Annotated in this window: 20 protein-coding genes; 13 read left to right on the top strand and 7 right to left on the bottom strand. The window is 68.4% G+C overall.

Annotated features, from left to right (window positions below; genetic code table 11):
- Positions 1 to 5 precede the first annotated feature (5 nt).
- From AC1PLA_RS19885 to fabG, 7 genes are all read left to right on the top strand, one after another.
- The gene (locus AC1PLA_RS19885; protein ID WP_102255125.1) at positions 6 to 293 is read left to right on the top strand and encodes an ApeI family dehydratase; all 288 of its coding nucleotides are present in this window, start codon (positions 6 to 8) and stop codon (positions 291 to 293) included.
- Positions 290 to 1,264 (top strand): LpxL/LpxP family acyltransferase, encoded by a 975-nt coding sequence (locus AC1PLA_RS19880; RefSeq protein WP_039524636.1) that lies wholly within the window; start codon positions 290 to 292, stop codon positions 1,262 to 1,264. Before AC1PLA_RS19885 ends, AC1PLA_RS19880 begins: the two co-directional genes overlap by 4 nt.
- Positions 1,188 to 1,835, top strand: a complete 648-nt coding sequence (locus tag AC1PLA_RS19875; RefSeq protein WP_039512723.1) for a LolA-related protein — start codon at positions 1,188 to 1,190, stop codon at positions 1,833 to 1,835. Before AC1PLA_RS19880 ends, AC1PLA_RS19875 begins: the two co-directional genes overlap by 77 nt.
- 42 nt (positions 1,836 to 1,877) lie before the next feature.
- Positions 1,878 to 2,153, top strand: a complete 276-nt coding sequence (locus AC1PLA_RS19870) for a hypothetical protein (protein ID WP_181143298.1) — start codon at positions 1,878 to 1,880, stop codon at positions 2,151 to 2,153.
- On the top strand, positions 2,143 to 4,509 hold the full coding sequence (locus AC1PLA_RS19865; protein ID WP_166769561.1) for an MMPL family transporter: 2,367 nt from the start codon (positions 2,143 to 2,145) through the stop codon (positions 4,507 to 4,509). Before AC1PLA_RS19870 ends, AC1PLA_RS19865 begins: the two co-directional genes overlap by 11 nt.
- Positions 4,496 to 4,945 (top strand): hotdog family protein, encoded by a 450-nt coding sequence (locus AC1PLA_RS19860; protein ID WP_481105204.1) that lies wholly within the window; start codon positions 4,496 to 4,498, stop codon positions 4,943 to 4,945. Before AC1PLA_RS19865 ends, AC1PLA_RS19860 begins: the two co-directional genes overlap by 14 nt.
- 164 nt (positions 4,946 to 5,109) lie before the next feature.
- Positions 5,110 to 5,847, top strand: a complete 738-nt coding sequence (gene fabG, locus AC1PLA_RS19855; RefSeq protein ID WP_039512713.1) for a 3-oxoacyl-ACP reductase FabG — start codon at positions 5,110 to 5,112, stop codon at positions 5,845 to 5,847.
- A 264-nt stretch (positions 5,848 to 6,111) separates the two neighbouring features.
- Here fabG and AC1PLA_RS19850 read toward each other — a convergent pair whose 3' ends face one another.
- From AC1PLA_RS19850 to AC1PLA_RS19830, 5 genes are all read right to left on the bottom strand, one after another.
- Positions 6,112 to 6,342, bottom strand: a complete 231-nt coding sequence (locus AC1PLA_RS19850) for a hypothetical protein (protein WP_228600172.1) — start codon at positions 6,340 to 6,342, stop codon at positions 6,112 to 6,114.
- A 197-nt stretch (positions 6,343 to 6,539) separates the two neighbouring features.
- Entirely contained in the window at positions 6,540 to 8,162 is a 1,623-nt protein-coding gene (locus tag AC1PLA_RS19845; RefSeq protein ID WP_481105203.1) for an NAD(P)/FAD-dependent oxidoreductase, read from the bottom strand.
- Positions 8,159 to 8,980: a glycosyltransferase family 2 protein gene (locus AC1PLA_RS19840; protein ID WP_481105202.1), complete on the bottom strand. Its 822-nt coding sequence runs from the start codon at positions 8,978 to 8,980 to the stop codon at positions 8,159 to 8,161. Before AC1PLA_RS19840 ends, AC1PLA_RS19845 begins: the two co-directional genes overlap by 4 nt.
- Entirely contained in the window at positions 8,977 to 9,750 is a 774-nt protein-coding gene (locus AC1PLA_RS19835; protein ID WP_104593392.1) for a beta-ketoacyl synthase chain length factor, read from the bottom strand. The genes AC1PLA_RS19840 and AC1PLA_RS19835 overlap by 4 nt, the downstream gene beginning before the upstream one ends.
- Positions 9,750 to 10,946: a beta-ketoacyl-[acyl-carrier-protein] synthase family protein gene (locus AC1PLA_RS19830; RefSeq protein ID WP_024940579.1), complete on the bottom strand. Its 1,197-nt coding sequence runs from the start codon at positions 10,944 to 10,946 to the stop codon at positions 9,750 to 9,752. The genes AC1PLA_RS19835 and AC1PLA_RS19830 overlap by 1 nt, the downstream gene beginning before the upstream one ends.
- 218 nt (positions 10,947 to 11,164) lie before the next feature.
- On the opposite strand from AC1PLA_RS19830, the gene AC1PLA_RS19825 reads away from it, so the two are divergent.
- The 5 genes from AC1PLA_RS19825 (at position 11,165) to zwf (ending at position 18,816) form a co-directional block, all read left to right on the top strand.
- Complete coding sequence (locus AC1PLA_RS19825; protein ID WP_039529613.1) at positions 11,165 to 11,425, top strand: YcgL domain-containing protein; 261 nt, start codon at positions 11,165 to 11,167, stop codon at positions 11,423 to 11,425.
- Positions 11,418 to 14,738 (top strand): ankyrin repeat domain-containing protein, encoded by a 3,321-nt coding sequence (locus tag AC1PLA_RS19820; protein WP_481105201.1) that lies wholly within the window; start codon positions 11,418 to 11,420, stop codon positions 14,736 to 14,738. Before AC1PLA_RS19825 ends, AC1PLA_RS19820 begins: the two co-directional genes overlap by 8 nt.
- Positions 14,739 to 14,764: 26 nt before the next feature.
- Positions 14,765 to 15,094, top strand: coding sequence for a low molecular weight protein tyrosine phosphatase family protein (locus tag AC1PLA_RS19815; RefSeq protein WP_016902847.1), 330 nt, complete (start codon positions 14,765 to 14,767; stop codon positions 15,092 to 15,094).
- 63 nt (positions 15,095 to 15,157) lie between these two features.
- Positions 15,158 to 16,957, top strand: a complete 1,800-nt coding sequence (locus AC1PLA_RS19810; RefSeq protein ID WP_481105200.1) for a glycoside hydrolase family 15 protein — start codon at positions 15,158 to 15,160, stop codon at positions 16,955 to 16,957.
- On the top strand, positions 16,954 to 18,816 hold the full coding sequence (gene zwf / locus AC1PLA_RS19805) for a glucose-6-phosphate dehydrogenase (RefSeq protein ID WP_481105199.1): 1,863 nt from the start codon (positions 16,954 to 16,956) through the stop codon (positions 18,814 to 18,816). The genes AC1PLA_RS19810 and zwf overlap by 4 nt, the downstream gene beginning before the upstream one ends.
- A gap of 98 nt (positions 18,817 to 18,914) precedes the next feature.
- On the opposite strand, the gene AC1PLA_RS19800 is transcribed toward zwf, so the two are convergent.
- Positions 18,915 to 20,726 carry a monovalent cation:proton antiporter-2 (CPA2) family protein gene (locus AC1PLA_RS19800; protein ID WP_054591201.1) on the bottom strand — a complete coding sequence of 604 codons (1,812 nt, stop codon included), beginning with the start codon at positions 20,724 to 20,726 and terminating at the stop codon, positions 18,915 to 18,917.
- A gap of 548 nt (positions 20,727 to 21,274) precedes the next feature.
- Between AC1PLA_RS19800 and mgtE the strand changes: the two genes are divergently transcribed.
- Positions 21,275 to 22,642: a magnesium transporter gene (gene mgtE / locus AC1PLA_RS19795; protein ID WP_046345028.1), complete on the top strand. Its 1,368-nt coding sequence runs from the start codon at positions 21,275 to 21,277 to the stop codon at positions 22,640 to 22,642.
- Positions 22,643 to 22,861: 219 nt separating this feature from the next.
- Here the strand turns inward: mgtE and AC1PLA_RS19790 are convergent, their stop codons facing one another.
- Positions 22,862 to 25,201 (bottom strand): TonB-dependent hemoglobin/transferrin/lactoferrin family receptor, encoded by a 2,340-nt coding sequence (locus tag AC1PLA_RS19790; protein WP_481105198.1) that lies wholly within the window; start codon positions 25,199 to 25,201, stop codon positions 22,862 to 22,864.
- Positions 25,202 to 25,260 lie beyond the last annotated feature (59 nt).

Below are 25,260 nucleotides of genomic sequence, written 5' to 3'. Positions count from 1 at the left end.
CGCTTATGGATTTCGTCGTGCCGCATGATCATCCCTGCCTGCCCGGGCACTTTCCGGGGCGCCCCGTGGTGCCTGGTGTGGTCGTGCTCGACCATGTGCTGCAGGCGGTGGAGGCCGCGCATGGCCCACGCGCGGCGGCACGCCTGCCGCAGGTGAAGTTCGTGCAGCCGTTGCTGCCCGGGCAGACGGCATCGGTCACGCTGGACGGCGCCGGCCCGCGCTGGCGCTTTCGCGTGCAGCGCGCCGACGAGCTGCTAGTCAGCGGCGAACTGGTGGCGGAGGCGGCGCAATGAGCAGTCAGTGGAAGCAGCGCCCGGAAGGCGGCGGACGTTTCGCGCTGTGGCTGATCCGCGGCATCGCCCAGCACGCCGGGCGCGCGGTGGGGCGCGCGTTGCTGTACCCGATCACGCTGTACTTCCTGCTGGTGCGTGCGCCCGAGCGCAGCGCCTCGCGTGCCTATCTGACGCGCGTGCTGGAGCGCCCGGCCACGCTGCGCGATGTGGCGCGGCATATCCACACCTTCGCCTCGACGATTCTGGACCGCGTGTACATGCTGTGCGGGCAGATGCAGCGCTTCCGGGTCGACATCACCGGGCTGGACCAGCTGCATGCGCAGATGGATCGCGGCCGCGGCGTGCTGATCTTCGGCTCTCACCTGGGCAGCTTCGATGCGCTGCGCGTGCTGGCCACCGAGCGGCCGGACGTGCAGGTCAAGGTGGTGCTGGACAAGGCGCACAACCGCGCCATGACCGAGCTGCTGGGCGCGCTGAATCCGCAGCTGGCCGCCAACATCATCGACGCCGGCATGGACGCCACCTCGATCGTCATGGCGATCAAGGACGCCACCGACGCCGGTGCGCTGGTGGCGCTGCTGATCGATCGCCCGCGCGAGGGCGACCCGGCGTTGCCGGCGACGTTCCTTGGCCGCAATGCGATGTTCCCGACCTCGCCGTGGCTGATCGCCGCAGCGCTGAAAGTGCCGGTGGTGCTGGCGTTCGGCCTGTACCGCGGCGGCAATCATTACGAGCTGGCGTTCGAGACCTTCAGCGAGGGCCTGGACGTGCCGCGTCGTCAGCGCGCACCGGTGCTGGCGGTACTCATGCGCGATTACGCGGCCAGGCTGGAACATTACACACGCTACGCGCCGTACAACTGGTTCAACTTCTACGATTTCTGGAACACCCACCATGCCGATGTGCCGCACCCTGCCGTGGATGCTGATACTGCTGTTCAGCGCCGCACCGCTATGCGCCGCACCGCCTGAGACGCTGGACGTCGGCCAGGTGCTGCAGCGCCTGGCACGCCCCGCACCGGTCAGTACCGAGTTCGTCGAACTGCGTGGCTCGGCGTTGCTGAAGACGCCGTTGCGCGTGCAGGGCCATTACCGTCGCCCGGACGCGCAGACCCTGGTGCGCGAGGTCAGCGCGCCGTATCGCGAGACCACCACGTTGCAGGGCGACGAAGGCGTGCTGGAACGCGAAGGCAAATCGCCGCGGCGGTTTTCGCTAAGCCGGGTGCCCGAACTGGCCGGCTTGAAGTCCGGCTTCGGCGCATTGCTGGCCGGCGACCGCGCGCTGCTGGAGCAGCACTACCGCATCAGCGGGCAGGGCCAGCCGCAGGCCTGGCAACTGACGCTGCAGCCCAAGGACGCTGCCGTGGCCAAGCAGGTGCGCGAGTTGCGGCTGTACGGGCGCAATGACGAGTTGCGCTGCATCGAGAGCCAGCCGGCCAAGGGCGACGTGCAACGCACGCTGCTGGCCGGTGCGGCGCGCGAGGCCGCAAGCGTGACCGATGCGGCGGCGCTGACCACGCTATGCCACGGGTCGGGCGCGTGACGCAGCGCGCCCACGGCGCAAGCAAGCCGCCCGCACAGCCCGATGCCGCGCGCGCGGCCGGTGGACGTTCCGCTGGCACAGCGAGGCTTGCGCATGGCGTTTAAGTTGAACGCAAACCGCCGCATCGGCCTGGCGCTGCTGTGGCTGGCGTTGCTGGCGGTGGCCGGGTTCTGGTTGAGCGAGACGCTCAAGGTCACCGGCGATCTGCGCAAATTCATGCCCGCCCGCAGCAACGGGAAGGCGCCCGCACAGCCCGATGCCGCGCGCGCGGCCGGTGGACGTTCGGCTGGCACAGCGAGGCTTGCGCATGGCGTTTAAGTTGAACGCAAACCGCCGCATCGGCTTGGCGCTGCTATGGCTGGCGTTGCTGGCGGTGGCCGGGTTCTGGTTGAGCGAGACGCTCAAGGTCACCGGCGATCTGCGCAAATTCATGCCCGCCCCACGCACGCCGGCGCAGAAACTGCTGATCGAAGAACTGGGCGAAGGCCCCGGCTCGCGCCTGTTGCTGATGGCGCTGTCCAACAGCGACCCGGCCACGCTGGCCACGCAGTCGCAGGCCCTGCAGCAGGCCCTGGCTGCGCAGCCGCAGCTGTTCGAGCTGGTCGGCAATGGCGGTACTGCGGGGCTGGATGCGATCCCCGAGCGCCTGCTGCCGTATCGCTATCTGCTCAGCGACAGCTTCGACACTACGCCGCTGGATGCGCACACCCTGCAAGCGGCATTGCAGTCGCGCGTGCAGGATCTGGGGTCGCCGGCGGCGGCGCTGGTGGAGCCGTTGCTGCCGCGCGACCCCACGCTGGAAGTGCTGCATCTGGCCGAAACCCTGCAGCCGGCCGCGGCGCCGCAGACGCGCAACGAGGTGTGGTTCGACCGTGCCGGCACCTCGGCCTTGCTGGTCGTGCAGACGCGCGCAGCTGGCTTCGATCCCACCGGCCAGCAACTGGCCTACGACGCAGTGCAGGCGGCCTTCGCCAAGGTCAGCAAGGGCAGCACGACCCGGCTTACCTTGACCGGCCCCGGTGCATTCGCCGTGGAAATCACCGCGCGCACGCAGGGCGAGGCGCAATGGATCGGGACGCTGGATACGGTGGGACTGGTGTTGTTGCTGCTGGTCGCCTATCGCAGCTGGAAGATTCCGGTGCTCGGCGTGCTGCCGTTGGCCAGTGCCGGCCTAGCCGGTCTGGCTGCGGTGGCGCTGCTGTTCGATGGCGTGCACGGCATCACCGTGGCCTTCGGCTTCACCCTGATCGGCGTGGTGCAGGATTACCCGATCCACCTGTTCAGTCATCAACGTCCGGGTCTGGATCCGCGCGACAACGCGCGTCATCTATGGCCGACGCTGGCCACCGGCGTGGTGTCCACCTGCATTGCCTATGTGACCTTCCTGTTTTCCGGTGTGGACGGCTTGCGGCAGCTGGCGGTGTTCACCATCGCCGGGCTGGCGACCGCCGCGATCACCACGCGGTGGCTGTTGCCGTCGTTGATCGACCCGGCGCCGCGCGACTACGCCGATTCGCGCATGCTCGCCGCGCTGTGGCGCGGTATCGCGCGCCTGCCACGGCCGCGCATCAGCCTGGCAGTGATTGCGCTGATCGGCATCGCGGTGATCGCGTTCGCGCCGGGGCAGTTCTGGCAGAACGATCTGTCGAAATTGACCCCCGTGCCGCCCAAGGCCCTGGCGCAGGACACGCATCTGCGCCAGGAACTGGGTGCCCCCGACGTGCGTTACGTGCTCGCGCTGACTGCCGCCAACGACGAGGCTGCGCTGCAGGCCAGCGAGCAGTTGCGCCCGCGCCTGGATGCCCTGGTGCGCGCCGGCGCATTGACCGGTTACGACATGGCTGCACGCTATCTGCCCAGCATCAAGACCCAGCATGCGCGTCAGGCCGCGTTGCCGGATGCTGCGCAAGCGCGCGCATTGACCGACAGTGCGGTGGCCGCCACACCGTTTCGTAGCGACGCGTTCGCGCCGTTCCTGCAGGACCTGGACGCTGCCAAGCGCGCCGCGCCGCTGTTGCCGAAGGACCTGGCCGGCTCGCCGCTGGCAACGTCGGTCGGCGGGCTGCTGCTGGGTCGCGGCGATCGCAGCACTGCGTTGGTGTCGTTGACCGGCCTGCGCGATCCGTCGGTACTGGCTGCCGCCGTGCAAGGCAGCGGCGCGCAGTTGCTGGATCTGAAGGACGCGTCCGAGTCCCTTGTGGCCGCGTATCGCGGACGTGTGCTCGGCGCGCTGGTGCTGGCCGCGCTGCTGCTGGCGGTGACGGTGGCGATCGCGTTGCGCAGCCCGCGCCGGATCGTGCGCGTATTGCTGCCGATGGCGCTGACCACGGTGCTGATCCTGGCGATCCTGCGCGGCATGGGGGTGGAGCTCAACCTGTTCCATCTGATCGCGCTGATCCTGGCGGCAGGCCTGGGCCTGGATTACGCGTTGTTCTTCGACCATGCCGGCGACGATCACGCCGACCAACTGCGCACGCTGCATGCGCTGATCGTGTGCAGCCTGATGACGCTGCTGGTGTTCGCGCTACTGGCTGCCTCCAGCATCCCGGTGTTGCGTGCGATCGGCAGCACGGTGGCGCTGGGGGTATTGTTCAATTTCATCCTCGCCTTGCTGGTATCGCGCGAGCCGGCGCTGGAGCGCGCAAGACACGGAGATGCACATGCAGGGACGTGAGGCAATTGCCGCGCTGATTCCGCACCAGGGCAGCATGTGCCTGTGGGAAGCAGTGCTGGAATGGGATGCGCAGCGCATCGTGTTGCGCAGTGATGCCCATCGCAGCGACACGCATCCGCTGCGTTGCAATGGCCGCCTGCGCGCGCTGCATCTATGCGAATACGGCGCGCAAGCCATGGCCGTGCATGGCGGCTTGCTCGGCCGGGAATCGGGCAAGCCGGTGCGCCCAGGCATGCTGGTGGCGCTGCGTGCGGTGGACCTGCACGTCGCGTATCTGGACGACCTGCCCGATGCGATCGTCTGCGAAGCGCAGGTGTTGCTGCAGGGCGAGGATAGCCAGCAATACAGTTTTCGCCTGAGCCACGGCGCGCAATTGCTTGCCGAAGGGCGCGCCACGGTCATGCTGGGCGCCGCGCAGGCCATCGAGGCCTCGTAGGAGCGCGCTTGCGCGCGATGGCTTTAGCGCTGATGCCGCATCGCGCGCAAGCGCGCTCCTACATGAAGTGGGCGATCAATGCTGGATCTATTCCTGCGCCTGCTGCGAGTCGTTAGGATGAGGCTCTTTCCGCCGTCGTGTCTGCGGCTTTCATCGAGGCTTCCATGAGCACTTCCATTCCACAGCGCCGCGCACTTGTCACCGGCGGCAGCGGCGATCTTGGTGGTGCGATCTGCCGTCAGCTGGCGGCGCAGGGGCGCCATGTGATCGTGCATGCCAATCGCAATATCGCCCGCGCCGATGACGTGGTTGCAGCGATCGTGGCCGACGGCGGCAGCGCCGAGGCGGTGGCGTTCGATGTCGCCGATGCGCAGGCCAGTGCGGCGGCGCTGGCAAGCCTGCTGGAGGGCGGTCCGATCCAGATCGTGGTCAACAACGCCGGCATCCACGACGATGCACCGATGGCGGGCATGAACGCCGAACAGTGGCATCGGGTCATCGACGTATCGCTGCACGGGTTCTTCAATGTCACCCAGCCGCTGCTGCTGCCGATGGCGCGTACGCGCTGGGGCCGCATCGTCAGCGTGTCGTCGGTGGCGGCAGTGCTGGGCAATCGCGGGCAGACCAACTACGCCGCGGCCAAGGCCGCCTTGCACGGCGCCAGCAAATCGCTGTCGCGCGAGATGGCCAGCCGCGGCATCGCCGTCAACGTGGTCGCGCCGGGCGTGATCGAAAGCGAGATGGTCGGCGAAAGCTTCGCGCCGGAAGTGATCAAGCAACTGGTACCGGCTGGCCGGGTTGGCAAGCCCGACGAAGTGGCCGCATTGGTCGCGTTTCTGTGTTCGGAGTCAGCCGGTTACATCAACGGCCAGGTCATCGGCATCAATGGTGGGATGGGCTGAGAGCGGCTGATCTGCTGGTTTGCTGCGGGGGTCCTTGCCCGCCCACCATCGCAGGACACGCTGCAAGTACGTCCTTGTAAGCTCTTACGCGGCATCCATGCCGCGTAAGGTCCCGCGACGGTGGACGAGCAAGGACCAGTCGAGATGGTCGGTGTGCATGGTGCAAGCAATGCACGCTGCGCGGCCCTTCGATGAGGTGCGGTCTGGGATCAGCTCAGTTTCATCCGAACACTGCGCTGCACATCGACAGCAGTGCATACCGAATTAGCCACCGGTCTCGTCGATCCTCATGACCAGATCGCGCTCGTGCGCACCCCGCGCGGCGCTGCAATGCACCGACACGGTATTGCCATTGGCACGCAGGCGGCCGTCGACATACAGGCCATCGCCGCGATCGTGATAAGACGCGGTCCAGTTGTAGATGCTGGCACCTTGCGCGAGGTAATGCGTTTCAGCGGCGCGTCGACACACTGGCACCAGGTCGCTGCCATTCATGAGCAGCGGCTCGGGGGTGTACTGCACAACGTTCTGCGCGACAGCCTGGGCACTGATAACGCCAGTGATTGCCACGACAAGCGAATAGAGCAGTCTTCGATACACGGGTCACCTCCTGTGAATGCGGATGCCCGAAGTATAAATGCCACGACTGAATGCAGAAACGAACGCGCCGTTGCCGGCGCGTTCGATCAAACTCACGCCGCATCGGCGTACCAGGCGGCGGTGAGGATCGGCTCGCCGATGGCGTTGGCGGTCAAGGCGTCCAGCCCGTGGTCCGGCAGTGCGGCATGGCGCTGGCGTGCCTGCTGCAGGATCTCGCGTGCCAGCACCGCCATCTGCGCGACGTTGCTGTGGATGCGTGCGGCAAAGGCGTCGTCGTCGAGGGTGTCGTTCAGGGCGCCATTGAGTTCGTTGAACCAGCCGATCAGGTATTGATCGAGCAGGCGCCCATCGTCGGTGGCCAGGCCCTGTGCAGTGTTGTGCTGGCCCCAGTCGTGCAGCACACGCTGCATCGCCAGATTCATGTCGCGCGCATAGAAAAAATCGGACTTCATGCGTGAGAGCAGGCTGAGGTCGGCGATGCGTCCGGAGCAGAACAGCGGCGCCAGCAGCGACCAGTAGTAGGTGTAATCCCAGATCACCTTGACCGGCATCACCTGCGCGTCGCCGAACAGCGCGTACTGATCCTGGTACAGGGTCAGGGTATTTTCGTAGAACGAGAAATACAGCTGCTGATACAGCTCGACATACGGGCTGAGCGATCTGCCGGCGCGGTCGCGGCCGATCAGTTCGCAGATGTAGGTATTGGAAATCGCAATGAAGTCGCTGCCGGGCGAATAGAACGGGTCCAGGAACAAGCCCGCTTCGCCGGTCAGCGCCCAGCGCTGCGGCGAGAACACCTGCTTGCAGCCATAGGAGAAGTTACGCAGGAACAGGAAGTCCTGCAGCCGGTAGTCGGCCTTGTCGAGCGTGGCGGCGACCTGCGGCTGATGCGTGCGCAGCCAGGTCATCGCCTTGTCGTGGGTGTTCATCGTGTCCAGCGGGTGCATCGTTGCATCGCAGACGATGCCCAGCGAATGCGCGCCGGACGACAGCGGAATCAGCCAGAACCAGTAGCCCGGCCCGCACATGTGGTTGGTCGAGCGCCAGCGGTCCGGCGGCGTGCAACGCTGCAGCCAACTGCTGTCCTGCGACCAGCCATTGGGGTCGATCAGGCCTTCCACACGCCACCACACCGCATTGGCGTCGTGCGCATTGTCCTGCGCCAGGCCGAGCTTGCGCTTGAGCAGGCCGGCGCGGCCGCTGGCATCCACCACCCAGCGTGCGCTCAGCGTGCCGGCCTCGCCTGCGCGCTCGTAGCGCACGGCGTGGTCGGCTTGGTCCTCGGACAGGTCCACGCCCTTGACGCTGCAGTTGTCGACAAACGTGATGCCCTGCGCGCGGGCGCGCTCGCCGAGGAAATTCTCGAAGCGGCCACGGTCGATCTGCCACGACGGCGTCGGCAGGATCTGGCTCACGCCCAGCTCGGTGCAGCGGTCGATGTCCTCGCGCTTGTCGGAGAAGAAGAAGCGGAACCCGAACTTGCGGATCTGCTCGGTCTCCAGATGCTCGCGCAGGCCCAAGACCTCGGCGAAGTAATGCGCGCCGATCTCCACCGTGGACTCGCCCACCTTGAATGCCGCCTCGCGCACCGGGTGCGCACGGCGCTCCAGCACGGTGATCGCCAGCGCGGGATCGCGTTGGCGCAGCTGCAGGGCCAGACTCAGGCCGGCCAGGCCACCACCGGTGATAACGACATCGGCACGCTGTGCATTCATGGGGTTGGCTTGCCCTTGGTAACCGCGGGCACAGTAGCAAATTCGCCGTCAGCGTCGTCGATCAGTACCGGGTTGGCGCGCACGCGGCGGTACTCGCGCCAGATATGCCCGTAGCTCCAGGCCTGGACCACCACATGCGAGGTGATTTCCCACAGATCGCGTACCAGGCGGAAATGGCTCTTGCGGAACGTGCCCGGCGAGGTGCCGGCGTAGCGGGTTTCGATCGGCACCGCGACCACGCGCGCGCCGGCCTGGCGTGCGGCGGAAATCAGCAGCTGCGCTTCGAACACGAAGCCTTCGCCGGGCACGTCGGGCAGGGTGAACACCGAGGCCGGATACAGGCGCTGGCCGCTCTGGCTGTCGACCAGTTGGAAGCCGCAGGCCCAGGCGATGCCCCAGTCGCCGAAATCGTTGCCGATGCGGCGGATGGTGGGCTGGGTGGCGCGCTTGCGCATGCGGGCGCCGACGATGACGCAGCCGGGGTGGCGGTTGGCCGCCGCCAACAGGCGCGGGAAATCGGCGGCCTTGTGCTGGCCGTCGCCGTCCATGGTCATCACCGCGCGCATGCCCATCCGCTGCGCCTGCGCAAACCCGCTACGCAACGCCGCGCCCTTGCCCCTGCGCTGCGGATGCCGGATCAAGGTGATCGGCAGACCGGCGATGCAGTCGGCGGTGCCGTCATCGGAGCCGTCGTCGATCACGATCACGTTAGAACAATAGGTCAGCGCATCGTTGACCACTTCGCGGATGCGCAGCGACTCGTTCAGCGCCGGCACCAGGATCGCGGTGTCCTCGCGGGTCAGCGGCTGCCGGCTCACTGCTGGAGCTCCACACGCAACACCCGGCCCGGGCCGGCGTACAGCGCCACGCGTTCGCCGCCAGTGGCGATCAGGTCGAACAACGGCAGCATCGGCGCCATCGCATTGGCGGCGACATGCCGCGCCAGCGGGCCGGCGCCCGGCGTCGGCGTGCCGTCGTCCAGCCGCGCCCGCAACTGCGGCTTGCCGGCCTGGCCGGGCGCACCCAGCACCAGCGCGCCACCGAGCAGCCCCTGGCTGGGGGCGACCCGGCCCAGCGGCCCGACCGAGCGGGCGTCGTAGCCGGCCAGCAGCACTGCGTCCATGCCGGCGGCACGTTGGACCAGCGCCTCCAGCAAGCCCTGCGCGAAGCTGCCCAAACTGGCGCTGATCGCGGTGGCGGGGGTCATCGCCCCGGCGCCGATGGTCCAGTAGCCGGCCGCAGCGTTGTGCACCGAGTTGTGGAACTTGGTCGGCGAGATCGCCGTGGGGTCGCTGGCCAGGGTGGTGCACATGTAGTCGGAGATGGCCAGGTCGCCGTACGTGGAAGTGAAGATCGACGGCAGGCTGGCCGGCTCGCGGCCGGCGGCGGTGCAGGCGGCCAGCGCGGCCTCTAGCGAAACCGCCACCGTGTCCGGTGCGCGACGGCGCTCGTTGGCGGCCAGCAGCTGCGGCGCCGGGCGTGCTCCGGTGTCCTGCAGCGCGCCGCCGCGCACGAACGCCGCAGCGGCATCCCAGCTCGGCAGGCCCTGGGTCCAGAAGCCGATCCCCTCGATGGTGGCAGCCAGCATCAGCGGGCCTGCCCGAACAGCAGCGAGCAGTTGTTGCCGCCAAAACCGAAGGAGTTGTTCATTGCGTAATCGATCTTGGAATGGGCATTGTCGAAACGGATCTGCGGGCCGCAGGCGGGGTCGGGCACTTCGCTATTGAGCGTGCCCGGCAGCACGCCGTCGCGCAGCGCCAGCAGCGCGATCACCGACTCGACGATGCCGGCTGCGCCCAGGGTGTGGCCGGTCCAGGCCTTGGTCGAGCTGGCGTGCAGGGTGGCCGGGAAGATCGCCGCCACCGCGGCGGCTTCGACGCTGTCGTTGGCCGGGGTGGCGGTGCCGTGCAGGTTCAGATAGCCCACCGCGGCCGGCTCCAGGCCGGCGCGTTCGAGCGCGCCGCGCATCGCCAGCTGCGCGCCCAGGCCCTGCGGATGCGGGGCGGACATATGGTGCGCATCGCTGGATTCGCCATAGCCGTACAGCCACAGCGTTGCGTCCGGCGCGGCAGCGGTGCGTTCGAGCATGGCAAAGCCGCCGGCCTCGCCCAGGCTCAGGCCGACCCGGCGCGCATCGAACGGCTGGCACAGCTCTGGCGCCACTACCTGCAGCGAGTTGAAGCCGAACAGCACGCTGCCGCACAAGGTATCCACGCCGCCGACCAGGGCGGCATCCACCACCCCGGCGTCGATCAGGCGCGCGGCCTGCGCAAACACCTTGGCGCTGGACGAACAGGCGGTGGCCACGGTCACGCTCGGGCCGCGCAGGCCGGTGGCGTGCTGCACAAAGTCGCCCAGCGAGTGCGGGGTGTGCACGATCGGGCGATCCAGGTCGTCGGGGAAGCGCGCGCCGTCGGCGTCTTCGACCAGCCGCGTGTAGGCCTCTTCGCTGGCGCCGATGCTGGAGGTGGAAGTGCCGATGATCACCGCCACGCGCTCGGCGCCGTAGCGCTGCGCGGCGGCCTGCACCGCCTCGGCCATGCCGTCCTGCTGCAGGGCCAGCCAGGCCAGGCGATTGTTGCGGCAGTCCCAGCCTTGCAGGGCCTCCGGCAACACGATGTCTTCCACGCCGTCGACGCGGCCGATCCAGCACGCCAGCGGCTGCGGGCCGAAATCGTTGCGACGCATGCCGCTGCGGCGAGCAGTCAGGGCGGCGGCCTGGGCATCGAGCCCGGCGCCGAGCGCGGTGGTGGACGTAAAAGCGGTGACGGCGACCGGGGCCATCTGGGACGAATGCTGCGCTTGGCTCACGGTGGTCTGGCTGGCAAGAAGTGGACTCAGTATATCGATGGCGGGTGCGCCTCCCGTCGATGGCGCAACTGAACGTGCCGGTCATGTCGCTGACGGGGCTGGAGTTTTCGCGCGTTGCCGCGCTTTCGCCATCGGCGCAATTGGGACACAATCCTGCGACACACTTGCCGATCGAGCGCGACCACGCGCGCATGCACGCCTACGTCTATAAAAGCCAACGCAAGCAGGACACCTTCGTCTATCTCGCCACGCGCGACGACTTCTCCGGTCTTCCCGCCGCCGTGCACGCGCAGCTGGCGCCGTTCGCGTTCGTGCTGGAGGTGGCGTTGACGCCGGAGCGCCGTCTGGCGCAGGCCGACGTGGCCACGGTGCGCGAAGCGCTCGCCAGGCACGGCTTCTATCTGCAACTGCCCAAGACGGTGGTGCTGGCGGGCGAGTGCGACTATGACTGAGGCCGCACGGGCCGCACGCTTGCGGGCCGCAGCGCTGGCCGGCCTGGCCGGCGTGGCGTTGTCGTTGCTGGGCGGCATCGGCGGCGGTGTCGCCGCGGTTACGTTGTGGCTGGCGCAGCCGGCGTTCGCGCTGGCGGTGTCGTGGGCGCGCGGTAGCCGCGCACTGCCCAGCCGGCCGCGTGCGGTTGCGCAGGCCTTGCCGCCGCTGCTGACGATCTGGGGTGTGGGCCTGCTGGCACTGGCCGCCCTGATCAGCTGGCCGCTGACCGCCCTGCGCGACAGCGGCAGCCTGGCCGCCGCATTGGCCTTGAGTGTGGCGGTCAGCGCCGCGCTGCTCGGGTTGTGGCGGACCTGGCCGCTGTGGGGCGAGGTCGAACGCGATGGCGGCCCCCTGGCCCCGCGCTGGCATGCGCTGGCGACGCAGGAGTTGCACGCCTGGCGCGGCCTGCTGGCCGCTGCTCTGGTGCTGGCGATGTGCACGCTGGTGGTGGCGCTGGCCTGGCCGGGCTGGTTGTCGAGCAGCCTGCGCTGGAGTCTGGCGATCGCGGCCAGCGTGCTGCTGCCCGCCGCCCACCTGCTGTTGCAACGCACCGCCGCCCCGGCGCGCAGCGATGCCCCGGCGGCCCTGCAGGCGGCCGATTTCTTTTCCGAAGCGGCGGCCGAGCCGCGTCCGCTGGAGCCGGTGGCCCAGCATCAACTGGTGCCGGAGCTGTTCGAGGCCGCGCGCAGCGGACGCGTGGACCGTGCGCTGCAGCTGCTCGACGCCGGCGCCGACCCGCAGGCGATGCCGCTGCCGGAATGGCGCGACCAACGCAGCCTGCCCGCGCTGGCCGCGGTGCTGCCGGATCTGCGCCTGCTGCGCGAGCTGATCGTGCGCCGCGTCGACGTCAACCAGCCGCATCGCGGCATGACCCCATTGCTGGCCGCCACCCGCGACAGCTGGCATGGCCGCCCGGATGCGGTGATGACGCTGCTGGCCAACGGGGCCGACCCGCGCGCCAGCGACAACGACGGCAATACGCCGCTGCACCACGCGGTGCGCAGTTCCGACCCAGGCGTGGCCGCGCTGCTGCGTGATGCCGCCGCCGAGCTCGATGCGCTCAACAACGAAGGCCACTCGCCGCTGGCGATGGCCTGCCAGGTCGGCAACTGGCGGCTGGCCAAGTTCCTGCTGGAACGCGGCGCGCACTCCGAACCGGAAGGCGGCGCGCCGGTGCTGCTGGCCGCGGCAGGCACCGAGGAAGACGACCCGGCCGGCGTGCAGCTGCTGCTCAAGCACAAGGCGCGCGTGGATGCGCGCGACCGCCAACGCCGCAGTGCCCTGCACGAAGCCGCGTTGGCCGGACATGGCGACATCGTCGAGGCGCTGCTGGCGGCCGGCGCCAATCTGGAAGCGCGCGACCTGCTCGGCCGTACGCCGTGGCTGGATGCGGCGCGGCAGGCGCGCAGCGGTGTGCTCGAACGCCTGGTCGCGCGCAAGGCCGATGTGCTGGCCATCGACGGCGAGGGCCGCAATGCGGTGATGCTGGCCTGCGCCGCCGACAGCGTGTCGCCGGCGCTGATCCGGCGCCTGCTCGAGCTGCAGGTGCCGGCCGACAGCGCCGACGCGCACGGCCGTCGCGCGGTGGATGTGGCCGCCGAAGCCGGGCGCTGGGCGATCGTGCAGTTGCTCGATCCCGGCTATCCCTTGCCGGCGGCGGTCAGCGACGCGCACGGCGAGAGCCCCGGCGTGGCGGTGCTGCCCGATCGCCCGCCACTGGTGCTGCTGCGCGAAGGCCTGCAGTTCGGCCAGCGCGACGGTCTGGTCGCACTGGCCCGCCTGTGCGGCCCGGAAGAACTCGGCGGCCTGCTGCACGACGCGCATCTGGCCTTGAACGCCGACGCGGTGGACTGGCTGCTGCGCCACGGGGCCGACGCCGAAGTGCGCGATGCCTGTGGCGATGTGCCGATGTTTGCGCTGCTGTCGCGGGGCGTGGAGGCGGTGCCGGCGCTGCAGGCGCTGCTGCGCCATGGCGTGTCGCCGGCCGGTGCCGGCGGCCTGACGCGGCTGCTCAGCGCCTGCGTGCAGCACGATGCGGCATCGCGCGGGCTGGAACAGTTCGCGCTGGAACTGCTCGAACGCGGCGCCGACCCGTTCGCCGCGTCGGCGGCCGGCGATCCGCCGTTGTCGCTGGCGGTGCGGCTGGGCTGGCTGCGCCTGCAGCAGTGGCTGCTGGAACACGGCGTGGACCGCGAGGCGCGCGACAGCCATGGCATGACCGCGCTGCACCTGGCCACCGCGCTGGGTCGCGAGGCGTCGCTGAAATTGCTGGTCAAGCAGGGCGCCTCGCCGGAAGCGCGCGCTGCCGACGGGCAGACCCCGCTGGGCGTGGCGCTGTCGATCGGCCGCCGCGATCTGGCCGACTGGCTGGACTGGCGCATCTGGTCGCTGCCGCAGCGCAGCCTGCGCGAGGCGGATGTGCCGGCCGCCGCAATGGTCGGCGACACCGATGCGGTGCGTCGCCTGATCGATCTCGGCCTGCCGGTCGATGCGATCGATGCCCAGGGCTGCACCGCGTTGCTGCGTGCTGCCGGTGGCGGCCATCTGGGCGTGGTGGCGCACCTGCTCGGTCGCGGCGCCGACCCGCAACGCGCGGCCAATAGCGGCGCCACGCCGTTGTCGGCGGCGGTGAGCATGCGTCAGACCGAGATCGTGGCCGCGTTGCTGCAGGCCGGCGCGCAGATCGAGCACCGCCTGCCCGGCGGCGTCACCGTGCTGATGCTGGCCTGCGCGCTGGGCCTGCCGGATATCGTGGCGCGCCTGCTCACCGCGGCGGCCGATGTGCACGCCAACGACGACCAAGGCCTGGCGCCGCTGCATTGCGCCGCGCTGTACGGCTTCACCGCGCGCGACAAGAGCCGCCTGCTGGCCTTGCTGGATACCTTGCTGCTGGCCGGTGCCGACCCGGACTACCTGGCCGGCGGCCGGGTCAGCCCCTTGCTGCTGGTGCTGGGCGCGCGCGCGGAACCGGGCACCGCCTGCGACGAGCAGGTGGTGCTGGCCGGCGTCGAACGCCTGCTCGACGAAGACGTCTCGCTGGACGTGGCCGATCAACGCGGTTTCGGCCCGCTGCACCTGGCCGCATTGCACGGCCTGCCGTTGCTGGTGCAGCGCCTGCTGCGTGCCGGCGCCGATGCCGACCGCCGCGACGCGCTCAACCGCACCCCGCGCGAAATCGCGATCATGCGCGGCTTCATCGATGTGGCCGGCCAGTTCGAACCCGCCTTGCCGGGGGTGTCCTCGATGGCGCGCTTCCTGCGCGAAGGCCGCTGAGCCAGCGCGCCGGCGCACCGCTGCGGGTGCTGTTCGTGTGCAGCCGCAACCGCCTGCGTAGCCCCACTGCCGAGCGCGTGTTCGCCGACTGGCCGGGCGTGCAGACGCAATCGGCCGGGCTGGCCGCCGATGCGGAGGTACAGCTCACCCCGGAGCTGTTGCACGAAGCGCAACTGGTGCTGGTGATGGAGCGTCGCCATCTGCAGTTGCTGCGCAAACGCTTCGCCGCCCATCTGCGCCATTGCCGGGTGATCTGCCTGCAGATTCCCGACGACTACGCGTATATGGATCCGGCACTGATCCGTCGCCTGGAACACACGGTGCCACCGTTGCTGCGTCTGCCGGCGCAGTCGTAACCTGATCCCGACACCGCGCATGCAAAACTTGGCGCTCCGTCGCACGAAGGAAGCGCCTCTACGATGAGCGTGCGTATCGAGGACCACGCCATGCTGGGCAATTGCCACAGCGCGGCCCTGGTCGACCACCGCGGCACCATCGACTGGCTGTGTCTGCCACGTTTCGATTCCGATGCATTTTTCGCATCCCTGCTGGGCGATGAGCAGCACGGGCAATGGGCGTTGTCGCCGGCCGGCGACTTTCGCAGCGAACGTGCCTATGAAGACGACAGCCTGGTGTTGTGCACGCGCATGCACACCGACACCGGCACGGTGGAACTGGTCGACTTCATGGTCGCCAGCGATGAAGGCGACGGCCACCAGCACCTGGTGCGGATCGTGCGTTGCGTGCAGGGCCAGGTGCCGATGCACATGCGCCTGACCTTCCGCTTCAACTATGGCCGCACCGTGCCATGGGTGACGCGCATCGACGGTGGCATCCGCGCCATTGCCGGCCCCGACCAGCTTGCGCTGCGCTCGCCGCAGGCGCTGCACGGCGAGGACATGGGCACCGAAACCGACTTCACGCTGCAGCAGGGCGAGAGCACCTGGTTTCTGCTCAGCCACGGCCTGTCGCATCAGCCCACGCCGACGGCGATCGATCCGGAACAGGCGCTGCAACGCACGACCGCGTTCTGGCATGGCTGGGCGCGGCGCTGCACCGATGTCGGCCCCTGGACCGAGCAGGTGCGCCGCTCGCTGGTGGTGCTGAAGGGGCTCAGCTATCTGCCCACCGGCGGCATCGTCGCCGCACCGACTGCCTCGCTGCCCGAGCATCTGGGCGGCAGCCGCAACTGGGATTACCGCTACTGCTGGCTGCGCGATTCGGTGTTCACCCTGATCGCCTTGCTGCAGGCCGGCTATCGCGACGAAGCAGAGGCCTTCCGCGACTGGGTGCAACGCGCCATCGCTGGTTCTCCGGATCAGTTGCAGGCGCTCTACGGCATCGCCGGCGAACGCCGCCTGCAGGAGTGGGAAGCGCACTGGCTGCCCGGCTATGAAAATTCCGGCCCGGTGCGGATCGGTAACGGCGCGGTGGACCAGTTCCAGCTCGACGTCTACGGCGAGTTGATCGGCGCGTTCCATTACGCGCGCGAAAAGGGCGTGGCGCCGCCGTCCGATGACGATGGCTCGTCGGCATCGTTGCTGGAAAAGGTGCTGGAGACGCTGGAAACGCTGTGGCGCCTGCCCGACGAAGGCATCTGGGAAATCCGCGACGAGCGCCGCCATTTCGTGCATTCCAAGGTGATGGCCTGGCTGGCATTCGATTGCGGCGCGCGCGATGGCATCACCAACGCCGATGCGGCCAAGCGCGCGCACTGGGGCCGCATCGCCGACGACATCCGCGCCGAAGTGCTGGAAAAAGGCGTGCACCCGGATGGGCACTTCGTGCAGAGCTACGGCTCCGATCGCCTGGATGCGGCGTTGTTGCTGATCCCGATCGTGGGGTTCCTGCCGGCCGATGATCCGCGTATCGCCGCGACCGCCGATGCGATCGCACGCGATCTGACCATCGATGGATTGGTCGAACGCTATCGCGCCGACGACAGCGCCGACGGCTTGCCGGCCGGCGAGGGCACCTTTCTTGCCTGCAGCTTCTGGCTGGTGGAAAACTACGCCCTGCTAGGGCGCACCGAGCAGGCACGCGTGCTGCTCGAACGTCTGCTCGGGCTGTGCAACGACGTGGGCCTGCTCGCCGAAGAGTACGACCCGCGCAGCAAACGCATGCTTGGCAACTTCCCGCAAGGGTATTCCCACGTGGCTCTGGTCAATGCGGCATTGCGCCTGCACGGACGCATGGGCAAAGAGGAAACACATCCATGAACGAACAAGCCACCACCCCGCCGTGCATCATCGTGGTGTTCGGTGCACGCGGCGATCTGACCAAGCGCCTGGTGATGCCGGCGCTGTACAACCTGCGCCGCTCCGGCGCACTGGGCGAGCAGTTCGCCATCGTCGGCATGGACCACGGCGATATCAGCGAGCGTTCGTGGCGCACCATGATGGGCCAGTCGATGGCCGAGCTGCTCAGCAGCCGCGATGCCGAATTCCAGACCGACGAATTCGACACCGATACCTGGGAGTGGCTGCGCGAGCGCATGCATTATCTGCGCGGCGATTTCACCGACCTGGGCGCCTATCAAACCCTGGGTGGCGCGCTGGAGAAACTGCACAAGCGCTACGGCACCCAGGGCAACGTGCTGTTTTACCTGGCCACCGCCGCGCGCTTCTTCGAGCCGGTCCTGCTCAACCTGGGCGAAGCCGGGCTGGTCAAACAACGCGAGGGCGAGGGCTGGCGTCGGGTGATCGTGGAAAAACCCTTCGGCCACGACCTGCCCAGCGCCGTCGCGCTCAACGCCACCGTCGCCAAGGTCTTGCACGAGGACCAGGTGTTCCGTATCGACCATTTCCTCGGCAAGGAAACCGTGCAGAACATCCTGGCATTCCGTTTCGCCAATGGCCTGTTCGAGCCGGTGTGGAACCGCGACCGCATCGATCATGTGCAGATCACCGCCGCCGAAACCATCGGGGTGGAAGGGCGCGGGCGCTTCTACGACCCCACCGGCTGTCTGCGCGACATGGTGCCCAACCACCTCTTCCAGTTGCTGGCGATGATTGCGATGGAGCCGCCGGCCGCGTTCACCACCGAAGCGATGCATCGCCGCCGCGCCGAGGTGATCGAAGCGGTGCGCCCGATCAAGCCCGAAGACGTGGTGCGCGGCCAGTACGCCTCCGGTGCGGTCAACCGCAGCGCCGTGCCCGGCTATCGCGAAGAAGACACGGTGCCGGACGATTCGGAAACCGAAACCTATGTGGCGATGAAGCTGCAGGTCGACACCTGGCGCTGGGCCGGGGTGCCGTTCTACCTGCGCACCGGCAAACGTCTGCGCGAGCGCACCACCGAGATCGCGATCCGCTTCAAGCCTGCGCCGCTGGCGCCGTTCCGCAGCACCGAAGTGGGCGGCTACGGCCCCGACTGGCTGGTGCTGCACATCCAGCCCGACGAAGGCATCTCGCTGCAGTTCGACGTCAAGCGCCCCGGCGCGCAGGTCAGCCTGGCACCGGTGCGCATGGACTTCCGCTACCGCGACTGGTTCCCCAAGGAATACACGGTGGGCTACGAGCGCCTGCTGCAGGACTGCATGAACGGCGAGGCCGGCCTGTTCCAGGATGCGGCGATGGTGGAAGGTGCCTGGCGCATCGTGCAACCGATCCTGGATGCCTGGAAGCAACCGCCCAGCGATTTCCCCAATTACGCCGCCGGCAGCGCCGGCCCCTCGGCCGCCGACGCCTTGCTGGCGATGAACGGTGGACACGCCTGGCGCGCGCTCACCCCCGGCCGCAAGCCACCGCCGCGCCGCGCACCGGAAGCGCGCAGCAGCGCCGCAACGCCGATCAAGAAAGCCGCCAAGAAGACGGTCAAGAAGGCTGCCAAGGCGCCGGCCAGGAGGATCACCAAGGCGGCAGCTGAAAAGGTCACCAAGGCGCAAGCCAAACGCGTATCTGCGGCTGCAGCAAGACCATCGCAGGATGCGGCTACGTCGCCGGGCAGTGCGGCAAAGAAAGTCGCGGGCAAACGCGCAACCGGCAAGGTCGCAAAGACCACCGGCAAAACCGCGGCTGGCAAGAGCACAGCGAAGAAGTCGGCCAGCAAGACCGCGGCGCGCACGCCACGCCGCTGACGGAGGTAGCCGCCGCAGCTCCACGTAAGAGCGTGCCTGCGCGCGACGGGCTTTATCGGTAATGCCCGGTCGCGCGCAGGCACGCTCCTACCAAGGGCTCAGCGATCCTGTGTGGTAGGCGCGGGCTCGCCGTCCACATCCGCCTTGATGTCGGCTTCGAACAGATTCATCAGGTCGGCGCGTGCGTCGCGCGAGGTCTGGATCACCTTGGCTTCGTCGTCGTAGACCAGGTGCTGGCGATGCAGCAACTCTTCGTCGTGCTGGCGGAAGCGTTTGACGTGATCCTTGGCAACCGCCTCGCCCAGGCCGAGCGAGGTCAGCACGCGTTCGCTCAGTTCCAGGCTGGAGGCGAACACCTCGCGGAACGGTTCGGCGCCCAGGTCCATCAGTTTCCAGGCGTGCTGGCGATTGCGTGCACGTGCCAGCACGGTGGCCTGCGGGTACAGGCGGCGGATCAGCCGCACCGTCTTGATGTTGGTGTCCGGGTCATCCACCGCGATCACGAACACCTTGATGCGGTCGGCGCCGGCGGCGCGCAGCAGTTCCGGTCGCGTGGGGTCGCCGTAGTACAGCTGGCTGCCGAAGCGGCGCAGATCTTCCACGGTGTCCGGATTGTGTTCCAGCGCCACGAACGGCACATGCCGCGCGGTGAGCAGGCGCGCGACCACCTGACCGAAGCGGCCCATGCCGGCGACCAGTACCTTGGGCGTCTGCGCATCGATGGTGTCGAAGGGGCGGTCGGACTTGGGCGCATGCAGCCGCAGCGGCCCGTTGAGGATGCGCTGCATGCCCAGCAGCAACAGCGGCGTCAGCGCCATCGACACGCCGACAACGGCCACCAGCCGGTCGTGGTTGGCGCGCTCGAGCAAGCCGACCCGATCGGCCTCGTTGAACACCACAAAGGCGAATTCGCCGCCCAGCCACAACACGCTGCCCAGCATCAGGCTGCTGCGCAGCGGCAACTTCGCCACGCTGCCGATGCCGACCAGCAGCGAGAACTTCACCACCAGCAGGATCGCCACGCCGCCGGCGATCAGGCCTGGCTCGGCGACCACCCGGTTCAGATCGATGCCCATGCCGACCGAGATGAAGAACAGCCCCAGCAGCAATCCTTCGAACGGCTCGATCTGCGATTCGAGCTCATGGCGGAATTCCGAATCGGCCAGCAGCACGCCGGCGATGAAGGCGCCCAGGCTGGCGCTCAACCCGGCTTCCTGCATGATCCAGGCGGTGCCCAGCACCACCAGCAAGGCGCTGGCGGTGAACACTTCCGGCATGCGCGTGCGCGCCACCACGTTGAACAGATGGCGCAGCACGAAGCGCCCGCACAAAATCACCAGCGCCAGTGCCGCGACCGCCTTGGCCACGTCCGGCCATGCCAGCGTGGCGTTCTTGCTGCCGCCGAGCAGCGGAATGGCCGCCAGCAACGGAATGGCGATCAGATCCTGGAACAGCAGGATGGCGAACGCCAGGCGCCCGTAGTCGCTATTGAGCGCCTTGCGCTCGGCCAGCAGCTGCAGGCCCACCGCGGTGGACGACAACGCCAGCGCCACGCCGACGATCAACGCGCTTTTCCAGCCCAGGTTGCCGAGCATCAGCAGCCCGCCCAGGATCAGCGTGGTCACCACCACCTGGGTGGCGCCGGCACCGAACACCGAATGACGCATCACCTTCAGGCGCGCCGGCGACAGCTCCAGGCCGATCACGAACAGCAGCATCACCACGCCGATCTCGGCCGCGCCGCTGATGCGCTCGGCATCCTGCACCACGCCCACGCCATCGGGCCCGAGCACCACACCGGCGACCAGATAGGCCAACACCGCGCCCAGGCCGAAGCGCTTGAACACCGGCACCGCCACGATGGCGGCCAGCATCAGCACCAGAGCCAGTTCCAGACCACCGCTATGCATGCACGTTCTCCGTTGAGGTTCGCATTATGCCGCCCGCGGTCGGCTGCTTGCCTGGATCGGCGTGCGCTGCGTGCAACTGTGTGGATTGGCGGTGTGCGCTGGTTCGGTGATGCAAGCCGGCAGCACCACATCGCGGGCAGCAATGCGCCACGTCGTCCGCATGACTGAGCTGCATGTCGCCACGTCGTTCCGCATTGCACGCGTGCACGCCGCCGCCGTTGCAGGCGATGACCCACGGTCCTGGTCGGTCGCGCACGGCCGGTCGTCGGGTGCGATGCAGTCGCTTGTCGACATGACAGGCTCGGCGTTATGGCGTCCGCCTGGACGCCCGCTGAGCATGGCCTGCGCAGGGCATTGACCAAGCGGGCGCAGGCGCGCAGACTGCGCCGCGCTGCCGCCCGGATCACCGGCCGGTACGCACCTTTCGGAGCCCTTACTCATGTCCAGCGACAGTCACCCTAGACCCGGGTCGATGACCCAGCTGGCGCACGCCTGAGGCTCAGGTTCGCTGGCTGTCATCGACGACGGTCGTCACCAGGCGAACCACCATGTACAACGAAACCCTGCGCCTTGCCCAAGGCGTCGATGCCTTGATCGCACCCATCGCCGACTTCAACACGGCCGATGCGGTGGAATACCTCAACACCCTCGACCGCGACGAGGCCGCACAGGTGCTGGCCGCGCTGCCGCAGCCGCGTGCGGTGAAATTGCTCGAACAGCCCGAGCTGCACGCCGCCAGCGCGCTGGTCGCGCTGCTGCCGGCCGAGCAGGCCGCCTCCCTGCTCGGGCAGATGGCCGACGACCGCGCCACCGACATCTTCCATGGCCTGGATGCCGAGCAGCGCCAGCCGCTGCTGTGGCTGCTCAGTGCCGAGGCGCGGCTGTCGATCCAGGCGTTGATGCGCTACCCGCCCAATACCGCCGGCGCGCTGATGACCACCGAGTTCGTGGCGGTGCCGGCCGACTGGACGGTGGGCCGCACGCTGCAGCACATCCGCGAGGTGGAGCGCAGCCGCGAGACGGTCTATGCGATCTATCTGCTCGACCCGCACAGCCGCGTGCTGACCCAGGTGGTCACCATGCGCCGGCTGATCACCGGCGCGCCGGAGGCGCCGATCCTGGAGGTGGCACAGGTCAACCCGCCGGTCACGGTAGACCCGGCGCTGGACCAGGAAGAAGTCGCCCGCCTGATCCGCCGCCACGACCTGCTGGCGATCCCTGTGGTGGATGCGCATGGCCATGTGCTCGGCATCGTCACCGTGGACGATGTGCTGGACGCGTTGATCGCCGAATCCACCGAGGACGTGCACAAGTTCGGCGGCATGGAAGCGCTGGACAAGCCCTACATGCAGATCGGCTTCGGCCAGATGATCAAGAAGCGCGCCGGTTGGCTGAGCGTGCTGTTCCTGGGCGAAATGCTCACCGCCAGCGCGATGCAGCACTTCGAGGACGAGCTGTCCAAGGCGGTGGTGCTGACCCTGTTCATTCCGCTGATCATGAGCTCGGGCGGCAACTCCGGCTCGCAGGCCACCTCGCTGCTGATCCGCTCGCTGGCACTGCGCGAACTGCGCCTGGGCGACTGGTGGAAGGTGGCGCTGCGCGAGCTGCCGACCGGGCTCACCCTGGGCACCATCCTGGGCCTCCTGGCGATCGTGCGCATCACCATCTGGCAGACCGCCGGCCTGTACGACTACGGCCCGCATTGGCAGATGGTCGCGCTGACCATCGGCGCAGCGCTGATCGGCATCGTCACCTTCGGCTCGCTGTCCGGCTCGATGCTGCCGTTCGTGCTGCAACGGCTCGGCTTCGACCCGGCCAGCGCCTCGGCGCCGTTCGTGGCCACGCTGGTGGATGTCACCGGGCTGGTGATCTATTTCAGCATTGCCGCCGCGATCCTCAGCGGCACCTTGTTGTAGCGCAGCGGGCGGGGCGCGCGGAAGTTGCGCCCCGCCGTGCCCTGGATGAGGACTGCGATGGTCGAGGTGCCGCAGGTGTTGCGGCACCTCTGACCGGATGGCTGACGCCGCGGACCGGCACCCGGCGTAGCGCGGCAGGTGCAGGCTCAGGCCGTAGTGCCTGGTCCACCGCGCATCGCTGCACGGCAGGCCATGCAGCGATGCGCAGCGGCGATCGCGTCAGAAGGTCACATACAGCGTGGCACGCAGGTTGCGTCCCGGTTCGCTGTAGCGGCCGATGCCGTCGTCGGTGGCATAGCCGTACAGATAGAAATCGCCGCGGGTGACATTGCGGATGCGCGCCCACTGGTAGTAGCGCTCGTCGAACAGGTTGTAGACGCCGAGATTGACGCGCACGTGCGCGTTAAAGCGGTAGCTGCCGAACAGGTCGACCACGCTGTAGGCGTCGCTGAGGAACGGCTCGGCCGCAGCGCCGAAGATGTCGTTCTCGACATTGACGTCCTTGGCTTTCTTGGCCAGCGCGTGGGTGATGTTGGCGGTGACGCGCAGGCGCTCGTCCAGGCCCTGCCAGCTCAGGCCGAGCACGCCGCGATCCGGATTGATGCTGTCCAGCGGGCGGCCATCTTCCAGCTCACCCTGGTCGTGGGTCCATGCCGCGCGCAGCAGCCAGGCGTCGCCGAGCTTGAACTGCGCATCCAGTTCCACACCCTTGACCTCGACCTGGCCGACGTTGAGCAGCGTGGTGTAGGCGTAGCCGTTGCGCGTGCTGCACACGCCGCGGGTGCAGGTCTGGTAGAGCGTGCCGGCATCGGTGGTGACGGTCTCGCTCTGGATGAAGTCGTCGTAGCGGTCGCGGAACACCGACAGGCCGACGCGCGCCCAGTCGCTCTCCCAGCGCCAGCCCAGTTCCAGGTTGAGGCTGCGCTCGGCGTCGAGTGCGGGATTGGCGGCCACCGTCGGCACGTTGACGGTGGCGCCGGTGTCCAGCCGGGTCAGTGCGGTGATGCTGGTCGGGGCGTACATCTCGGCGGTGGTCGGCGCACGGAAGCCGCGCCCGGCCTGGAACCACAGCGTCTGCTGCGGGGTGAAGGCGTAGCTGATGCCGGCCTGCCAGGTCGGTGCGGCGAAGGTCACCTCGCGCACCGTGCCGGTGACATCGACGAAGGTGGACGACAGCGTCGGCGCGTAGCGGTAGTGGTCGTAACGCGCGCCCAGGGTGAGCTGCAGGCGGTCGTCGAGCAGGCCGATGCGGTCGCGCAGGTACACGCTCCAGGTGTCGGCATCGGTCTTGGGCACCTGCGCCGGGTCGACGGTGGCGGTGTCCAGCGTACCGGCGTTGTTCCAGCGGTAGTCGATCGCGCTGAAGTCGATGCTGCGGCGCTGCCAGGCCGCCCCGTACAACAGTGCTTGCGACCAGCCGCTGCCGTGCAGCTGCTTGTCGAAGTCGACCGCGAGGCGGTCCAGGATCTGCTCGGTGTCGCGGTCCTCGGCACGGCGGCACGGCAGCGCCACCGTGCAGCGCGTGGTGGCGGCGGTGGCCGGCGTGCTCGAGCTGCCGCTCTGGGTGAGGATGCGGGTGGTGCCGCGGCTGTCGGTCTGCTGGCGGTCGAGCTGCGCCTCCAGGGTGTCGAACAGGGCGTTGTCGGCCTTCCAGAGGTAGCGCAGGCCGTAGCGGTCACGGTCGTTGCTGTCCTCGCCGATGCGCTCGGCGTAGCTGGGCGCACTGACGCGGCTGAGGTTGTCGACCCGGTTCTGCGAGCGGTTGCGTTCGTACACCACGCCGAAGCGGTGCTGTGCGTTCGGCACCACGTCGAGCTTGGCCAGGACGTTGTCGCTCTGGCTGTCGACCGGGTCGGGTGTGCGCCGCGCGCTGCCGGTGTCGATGTCGGTGCTGGAATACCAGCCCTCGGATTCGTGGCCCTCGCGGCGGGTGTAGCTCAGCATCGATTCGACGATGCCGCTGCGGTTGGCGACGGTGAGGTTGCCGAGCAATTGGTCGTTATGCCCGGTGTAGCCGGTCTTCAGGCCGATATAGCTGTCGTTGCCCTGGGCCTTGAGGTAGTCGTAGGGGTCCTTGGTGGTGAACACCACCGCGCCACCAAGCGCGCCGCTGCCGGCGCTGATGGAGTCGGCGCCCTTGACGATGTCCACCTGCTTGAGCGAATCGACGTCCACGCCGCCGCGGCCGGCGCGGAAGAACTCGTAGTCGCGCGCGGTCTCCACGCCTTCGGCCATCGACAGGCCATCGATGGTCATCGCCACCCGGTCGCCTTCCAGGCCACGGATGTTGAAGCCGTTCTCGCCGAAGCGGCCCATGTCGGCGATGCTCATGCCGGGGATGTAGCGCATCAGGTCTTCCATGCTCTCGGCCTGTTCCTGCTGCAGCTGCGCGGTGTCGAGGGTGGTGACGTTCTGGTTGCTGGAGGCGCGCTTGTCGCGCGCGGCCTTCACTTCGACCGGGTCGAAGGTGGTGGCGTCGGCGGGTGCCTGTTCGGCATGCAGCGGGAAGGCCAGGCCGGCGGCGATCGCCAGGGCCAGCAGGGTCGGTGTCGAGGTCATCGTGGAGTCCACAGTCAGGAAAGGGGAAGGGGCGCCGGAAGGCGCGGACCTGGCTGCGG

It is taken from the genome of Xanthomonas sp. NCPPB 1826, from assembly GCF_056725285.1.
Note: the sequence above shows the minus strand (reverse complement) of the source record. Positions and strands in the feature narration are given on the sequence as shown.